The organism is Gracilibacillus thailandensis (assembly GCF_010994055.1).
GTDB classification, from domain to species: domain Bacteria; phylum Bacillota; class Bacilli; order Bacillales; family Amphibacillaceae; genus Gracilibacillus; species Gracilibacillus lacisalsi.
Genome location: NZ_WJID01000028.1, coordinates 1 through 6,998 on the forward strand (window position 1 = coordinate 1; position 6,998 = coordinate 6,998).

A 6,998-nucleotide genomic window follows, 5' to 3' on the forward strand; every position below is an offset into this window, starting at 1 on the left:
GTCATCAGAATACTACGCTTAGCGGAGGCAGAATACGGAGACTCCTATGGGAAATAGCACGAGCTGAAGACCCCGCAGGAAAGCGACTTTTGCTTTCCGAGGAGGCTAAGGCCGTGCCCATGGAAAGCGCAGTATTCTGCCGTAGCGAATGACAACTCTTCTTAAAAATGGAACAACGTAAAGCCATGTCCAGCTACCTCGCAGTTTATGTATTTTGTTCATATTTTTCCTGCTTTATTTCTAAAGCAAAGGCTGACACTTGAGTATGCCAGCCTTGGTTTGGTTTATTTGGTTTTGTTTAGGAATAGTAGACAGAAGAGGCAGTCGCCTTCTTGCCTTGGACTTCCAAAATGTACGTTACAAATATGAAAGCCTTCTTCATAAAGTCTGGCTAAATTATCGTATCCTTCGCCAATTGCTGCTTCATCATCAGCTTGTTCACTTTGTTCGGAACTTTCCGATTCATTGTCCAACCGTTGTCTGAGGTGATGGTTTTCCATCTCTAGCCGGTGATTTTCTTCTAGCATTTCGCCTAACTGCTGTTTCAAATCTCCTAATTGCTGATATAATTGACCAATTTGTTCTTCCATGTCAGAAACTTGTTCAAATAATTCCTTTTTCTTCACGTACTCCACCCCATTATTCTGTGGCCTGGGTATTAATAACTCCTTCATCTATAAGTTCATCTAATGTGTATTCAATCATACGTTCCTTTTCTGGAATTTCGATTTGAATAAGGCGTTCCAGGATGTTGAGTCCGACTACCTTTCCATGGCCATAAGCTGTCGTTATTTCTTCACCTAGATCTGGTAATTCTTTTTTAGCCGTTTCATAATCATCATTCTCATATTTCAAACAACACATTAAGCGTCCACAAAGACCAGAAATTTTCGAAGGATTTAAGGAAAGGTTTTGATCTTTCGCCATTTTAATCGATACTGGTTCAAAATCACCTAAAAATGTGGAACAGCAAAGCATACGTCCACATGGTCCAATCCCACCTAACAGCTTTGCCTCATCTCTAACCCCAATCTGACGTAGTTCAATACGTGTTTTGAATACAGAAGCAAGATCTTTTACTAAATTACGAAAATCAACTCTGCCATCAGCTGTGAAGTAGAAAATGACTTTATTGCGATCAAATGTATATTCTACATCGACTAAATTCATTTCCAATTCATGTTCTTTAATTTTCCCCTGACATGTTTGATAAGCCTCTTCAGCAATCTCCTTATTCTCCACGACAATCAATTTATCTTTGTCATTGGCAATACGAATTACTTTCTTGAGGGGAAGAACAACATCTTCTTCATCGACCTGCTTATTCGCAACAACAACCTTACCAAATTCTACTCCTCTGACAGTCTCCACAATGACATAATCATCTGTATCGACCTTTAAGTCATCTGGATCAAAATAATATATTTTACCCGCTTTTTTAAAGCGGACACCTATAACTTCTATCACAAATATTCACCTCTGTAGTTGAAGTGTTAATTGCTCCAATACTAACTGTGGGTGCACATTTTGCTCTAATTTACGTTTTGCCTCCATAATATATTGTAAGTTATCAGTCGCATGGTTTATCGACCAATACATCGCTGCTGCTTCTAATTTATTATGGTGATTAGCAAACACAATCCTAGAAGATTCATCTAAATGATAATGAACAATATCTCTAAACCATAATAATAATAAATCGAGACCTTCTTGTAACTGTGTACGTTCTTTAAAATGTGGCATCCACTGCGTATGCACAAATATTGGCACTTCGTCTTTATTATGTTGAAGCATTTCAACTAATTGTACCACTAATTTTCGTGACTGTGCAAACCAAGTATCCTTACTCTTTTCGATTGCTTCCGATAAATTATTTGTTACATGAGTCATTAGACGGGCATTTGATTCTGTTAAACCTTCTCTTTGTAAACTTTGCTCTAATTGCTTGGGATTTAGAGGTTTAAATGCGATCATCTGGCATCTGGAACGAATCGTAGACAGCATTGCGTGACTATTCTCTGTTAATAAAATAGCAGTTGTTTGCTGACTAGGCTCTTCTAGAAACTTTAGCAGTCGATTAGAGGCATTATCGGTCATTTTTTCTGCCTGTAAAATAATATATACTTTTTTATTGGACTCCAGTCCAGTATACGTAAATTCCTTTTGCAAATGTAAGATTTGTTCTTTCTTTATACTTGCTCCATCAGGGATGATAATATGTAAGTCAGGATGATTCCCACTTTTAATCCGGCGACAGTCACTACACTGATGACACGGGTCGACAGTTGTCCGTTCTTTACAAAAGATACTCATTGCGAGAAGGAGTGCAAGCTCATACTTTCCCGTACCTTTATCACCATGGAATAGATAGGCATGAGATATTCTTGATTTTTTAATACTGTTCATTACCATCTTACTGACAACAGTTTGTTTTTCTAGCATGTCCGCCCATACCGTGTCCATATTATTGCCTACTTTCCTTTTTTTATTGATTTTCTAAGAAAAACCCGTTCAGTCCTTATACTACATGCTAAGTGGCCCTGAGATTGTTTTTAATAACCATAGTGAAATATCTCAACCGTATAACCACCACTCCGGCTATACATTTTTCTTTCCCTTTGTTAAAGAAGAGGATGGATTAGTTTTCTCCGCTAATCTACCCTCTGTATGCTTACGTATATAGGTTAATGAGGAGACCTTTTATTTCTCCAATTAAGTCCAAGATTTGAATAGAGTTTTTTTCTTGATCCATAACAGATTCGGTTAATTCCACTAGCTTTTCATCTACTTCTTCTACAATGGTTAATCTACGGTTATCTCCATCTAACATAAAACTGTGGGATTGTTTCAACTCCATCCCATAATCCACTGCTTCTTTGACAAACCGCTTGACCATTCTTTTATATGCAGCGAGATCTTTAAAGGAACGAAAGCGAGCAATTTTCTGTCCTTGAGCAGTTAATTCACTCATTAATTTTTGCAACTCAGCTTGTTTTAATTGTGTGGATTGTTGCCTAACCATCGTATCAAATCTTTGTGATGGTGGCCTTGATTGTTGATCCTTTTTGTTTAATGCTTCGAGTTGTGTACGCATTTCTTGACTAATTTTCATAACTAGTGAAACCTACCTTTTAATATTGATGAAAAGAATCGACAGGTACGACAAATACTGTTGCTCCGCCAACTTCTACATTGACTGGACGTGGGATATAAGAATCCGCATTTCCGCCCATCGGAGAAACAGGTGAAACCAATTGCTCTCGTTGACTGCAATTATCACGGATAATATCTAGCGCATCATCAACATGCTCATCCTCACAACCGATCATCAATGTTGTATTGCCTTCCTTTAAGAATCCACCAGTAGAGGATAATTTCGTCGTTTTAAACTGCTTTTCTCCAAGTGCATCAACCAAACGATTACTATCCTTATCTTGCACAACCGCCATAATTAATTTCACAATTGCCACCTCCTTATTTTTTATTTCACCTTAGTATAAAATGAGACTTCCATCAGAGGGAAGCTGCTTCATCCCTCTGCGATAGCATGATTATCAAGGTAATAACTTTCTGTAATGCTTCCAAAGAGGTGCTCATAGACGTTCACCGTGACAAATATGCTTTTACCTTTTTATATGATTGTTCTTCTACTTCTATTATATCAAAGTTTGCATCAATTCTCTCGATACGATCAGGAAATTTTGTAAGTAACTGTTGATATGCTTCATAAACCTTTTGATGAAAAGATAATGATTCTAAATCTAACCTATTTTGTTCCCTTTCCACATTTTTATTAATTCGTTTTAATCCTTCTTCCGGTTCTATATCAAAAAACAGGGTAAGATCTGGCATCTGGTCTGCAATGGCAAACTGATTTATTTGAAAAACTTCCTCCACGCCAAGACCACGTGCTGCACCTTGATAAGCAAGACTGCTATCTACAAATCGGTCACAAAGTACAATTTTACCCTCTTTCAATGCAGGTTCTACTATCTCCACTAAATGTTGCCTTCGTGCAGCAGCATATAACAATGCTTCTGTTCGTGCATCCATCATCGTATTTTTTGTATCTAAAATGATGTCACGAATTCTTTCAGCAATCGGGATACCACCCGGCTCCCTAGTTTGGATTACTTGATGTCCGTCTTCTGTTAAGCGTTGTGCCAGTCGGTTAATGATAGTTGTTTTTCCAGCACCTTCGCCACCTTCAAATGTTATAAACACGTTCATTCTCCTTCTGTTACATCATAAATATATAAACCATTTCTTCGATTTTTTGGTTGAAAACTTATATTTTGGTCCAATAAATCTTGTATCTTCTTTATTTTTGTTTCGCTAATTTCCTCACCTTTTGCAAGTAAGGGAATTCCAGGTGGATATGGAATAATTGCCTCTGCAGTAATTTTACCAGCTGCTTCTTTCCAATTGCACCACTTTTGCTTTTGATGTCGCATATCTGCATATGATAATGCTAGCAGTGTAATATCTTCGTTAAAGTAATGATTTTTTTCTTCTATTGTAGCACGCTTAGAGCAAAAAATTAATCTATTAGTAATTCTCCTTATTTTATCGATTAAAATGTTAGGATCAATTGTCGGCTCTAACCCCAAAATAAATAGTATATGTTTGTCCGTTATTAATTCTGGGTAAAGCTTTTCTTCCTCAAATAGTTGTTTGACATCTTGACTATTTACTCCTTCTTTAACACGCAAACATACTTTTAATGGATCATCGCTTTGTTCCAAGACCCAGTCATCACTATCATTAAAACATGCACGAATTTTTTCTATATAAGCAAATAAATCCTTACTTTGTTCAGGCGTAAAAGTAGCTAAATAGTACCTTGCTAAGTCCAAACTTGCCATAATCGGATACGATGGACTACTTGATTGCAACATTTGCAAATAATAGCTTATCCTCTCTCGCGCTACTCGACTACTTTGCACATGAAGATATGCTGCCATCGTTAAAGCCGGTGTCATCTTATGTGCGGACTGAACAACAACATCTGCCCCCAGTTCGACTGTGGATGGTACGGGTAAGGATGGTAAAGAAAAATGACAGCCATGCGCTTCATCTACTAGAACGGTAATGTTATAAGAATGAGCTAGATCAATAATCTCTTGAATTGGATATATGTCTCCAAAATAATCTGGATAAGTAAGGATGACTGCTTTTGCCTCTTGGTATTCAGTTATCGCCTTTTTTACAGTAGCTACAGAAGGTGCTGTATACCTCTGATTGATTTTGTTATAAGCTGGAGGCAGGAAAATTGGCTGAACGCCTGCTAACTCCATTCCATGTAAAATCGATTTATGGCAATTCCGCTGCACGAGGACTTGATCACCTGAATCACATGTTGCTAGTATCATAGCTAAGTTCCCTACAGTACTACCATTCACTAAGAAATATGTATAGCTAGATTGAAACCAATCAGCAGCTAATTGTTGCGCTTCTTGAATCACACCCTCTGGTGCATGTAAATCATCTAACCCAGCTAATTCAGTTAGATCCATTTGCAAAAATGATTGAAAATATTCCTTGGCCCTTGCGACAAATATTTCTCCATTTTTATGACCTGGAACGTGGAGTGATATATTTTGGTTATCTATAAAGTCTGTTATTGCTTTATAGAGTGGTATTTGACTTTGCTTGTTATCCATTCTATTGCCTCTCTTTTATAGATAATCTGTAATGATAGCTTATGTGAATTTAGAAAAAAATAAATGGAATCACTAGTAGTGATTCCATTATATAGTATAAGAAGATTGATTGATAGCACGTAATTTTTCTACATAGAATTGATAATTTTCGTCTTTGGGACTCGTGGAAATGATTTTTTCCTCACATTCCTGACAAATATAAAGTTGATATAAAAAAATTCCGTCTTCCTTTGTTTGATTACATATACCACAAATATGAATATGCTTCCCCATATGCCACACCTCCATTAAGTAGTATGGCCAATCTAGTAAATAATATACAAAGAATAATAGATTTTTTTACTTCGACAATTTTATTGTTTTTTCACGTGAAACATTTTTATTTTTTGTATCCAATCACTTGAATTCGACAGTAATCTGCAAGCCATTGTTGATCTTTGTACAATGTTGGTTTTAATACCTGTTCAACACGCTTTACTAATTGTTCCTTTTCCGCATCATTCAAATGGGCTAACATGCCTGCTGCAAACATAAAAATCCAATTCTTCAATCCATCTTCCCCATCTAACGGAGTTGGTCTAGTGAAATATCTTGCATAACTAACTGTAAGCCCAACCTCCTCCATTAGCGAAGTGTACTCTCCTATACTCGGAAAATACCATGGCTCCTCTAATTGATCATATGTTGGAAATAATTGATGATAGGACTCTTGAATCGCCTGTCTTATATATAACACATTATCTTTACCACCAAACTCAACTACTAATCTTCCACCTGAATGCAAGCTTTGATATAACCTTTCCAATGCCTGCTTTGGTTTCGTCACCCAGTGCAATGTAGCATTAGAAAAAACAGCATCAAATTCATTATGAAATTCCATATCATATACATCCATTGCTTGAAAATGAAGGTTTGAGTACTTATTTTGAGCTTCTTGTATCATATTAGATGAGCGATCTACTCCGGTAATATTAGCCCCCATTTTGTCTATTTCATTTGCAAGATCACCAGTACCACATCCTACATCCAATATCCGCTCTCCTTCCTTGGGAGAAAGTAAATACAACACACCTTTGCCCAAGTTCGATACAAAGCTATGCCTTTCATCATACAAATTAGAAGACCAGAAATCCATAAAACCCCTCCATACCTTTTCACCTATTATATACTAAATTTTGGGACAAGATATTAAATTTATAGAAATCATGTTCAAACTTTTTTATCTACAGCGCTAGAATGAAGTAACACAGCTGCTTTTATACTTTCTTTCCATATAAAAAAACTCCCTAGTCCCTATAGAGTGACCCAATAATATGAGACAGGAAAAAACACCCC

9 protein-coding genes are annotated in these 6,998 nt (G+C 36.7%); all 9 read right to left on the reverse strand.

Annotated features, from left to right (window positions below; translation table 11 throughout):
• Positions 1 to 284: 284 nt before the first annotated feature.
• Positions 285 to 626, reverse strand: a complete 342-nt coding sequence (yabA, locus tag GH715_RS10025) for a DNA replication initiation control protein YabA (protein ID WP_163578583.1) — start codon at positions 624 to 626, stop codon at positions 285 to 287.
• Positions 627 to 639: 13 nt separating this feature from the next.
• On the reverse strand, positions 640 to 1,467 hold the full coding sequence (locus GH715_RS10030; RefSeq protein WP_163578584.1) for a PSP1 domain-containing protein: 828 nt from the start codon (positions 1,465 to 1,467) through the stop codon (positions 640 to 642).
• 6 nt (positions 1,468 to 1,473) lie between these two features.
• Entirely contained in the window at positions 1,474 to 2,463 is a 990-nt protein-coding gene (holB, locus tag GH715_RS10035; protein ID WP_153836825.1) for a DNA polymerase III subunit delta', read from the reverse strand.
• A gap of 208 nt (positions 2,464 to 2,671) precedes the next feature.
• The gene (locus tag GH715_RS10040; RefSeq protein WP_018934306.1) at positions 2,672 to 3,112 is read right to left on the reverse strand and encodes a YaaR family protein; all 441 of its coding nucleotides are present in this window, start codon (positions 3,110 to 3,112) and stop codon (positions 2,672 to 2,674) included.
• Between the two features lie 19 nt (positions 3,113 to 3,131).
• On the reverse strand, positions 3,132 to 3,461 hold the full coding sequence (locus GH715_RS10045; RefSeq protein ID WP_163578585.1) for a cyclic-di-AMP receptor: 330 nt from the start codon (positions 3,459 to 3,461) through the stop codon (positions 3,132 to 3,134).
• A gap of 142 nt (positions 3,462 to 3,603) precedes the next feature.
• On the reverse strand, positions 3,604 to 4,224 hold the full coding sequence (gene tmk / locus GH715_RS10050) for a dTMP kinase (RefSeq protein WP_240469374.1): 621 nt from the start codon (positions 4,222 to 4,224) through the stop codon (positions 3,604 to 3,606).
• Positions 4,225 to 4,226: 2 nt separating this feature from the next.
• Complete coding sequence (locus GH715_RS10055) at positions 4,227 to 5,663, reverse strand: aminotransferase class I/II-fold pyridoxal phosphate-dependent enzyme (RefSeq protein WP_153836827.1); 1,437 nt, start codon at positions 5,661 to 5,663, stop codon at positions 4,227 to 4,229.
• Between the two features lie 87 nt (positions 5,664 to 5,750).
• The gene (locus GH715_RS10060; protein WP_153836828.1) at positions 5,751 to 5,936 is read right to left on the reverse strand and encodes a sigma factor G inhibitor Gin; all 186 of its coding nucleotides are present in this window, start codon (positions 5,934 to 5,936) and stop codon (positions 5,751 to 5,753) included.
• A 106-nt stretch (positions 5,937 to 6,042) separates the two neighbouring features.
• The gene (locus GH715_RS10065) at positions 6,043 to 6,798 is read right to left on the reverse strand and encodes a class I SAM-dependent methyltransferase (RefSeq protein WP_153836829.1); all 756 of its coding nucleotides are present in this window, start codon (positions 6,796 to 6,798) and stop codon (positions 6,043 to 6,045) included.
• Between the last annotated feature and the right edge of the window lie 200 nt (positions 6,799 to 6,998).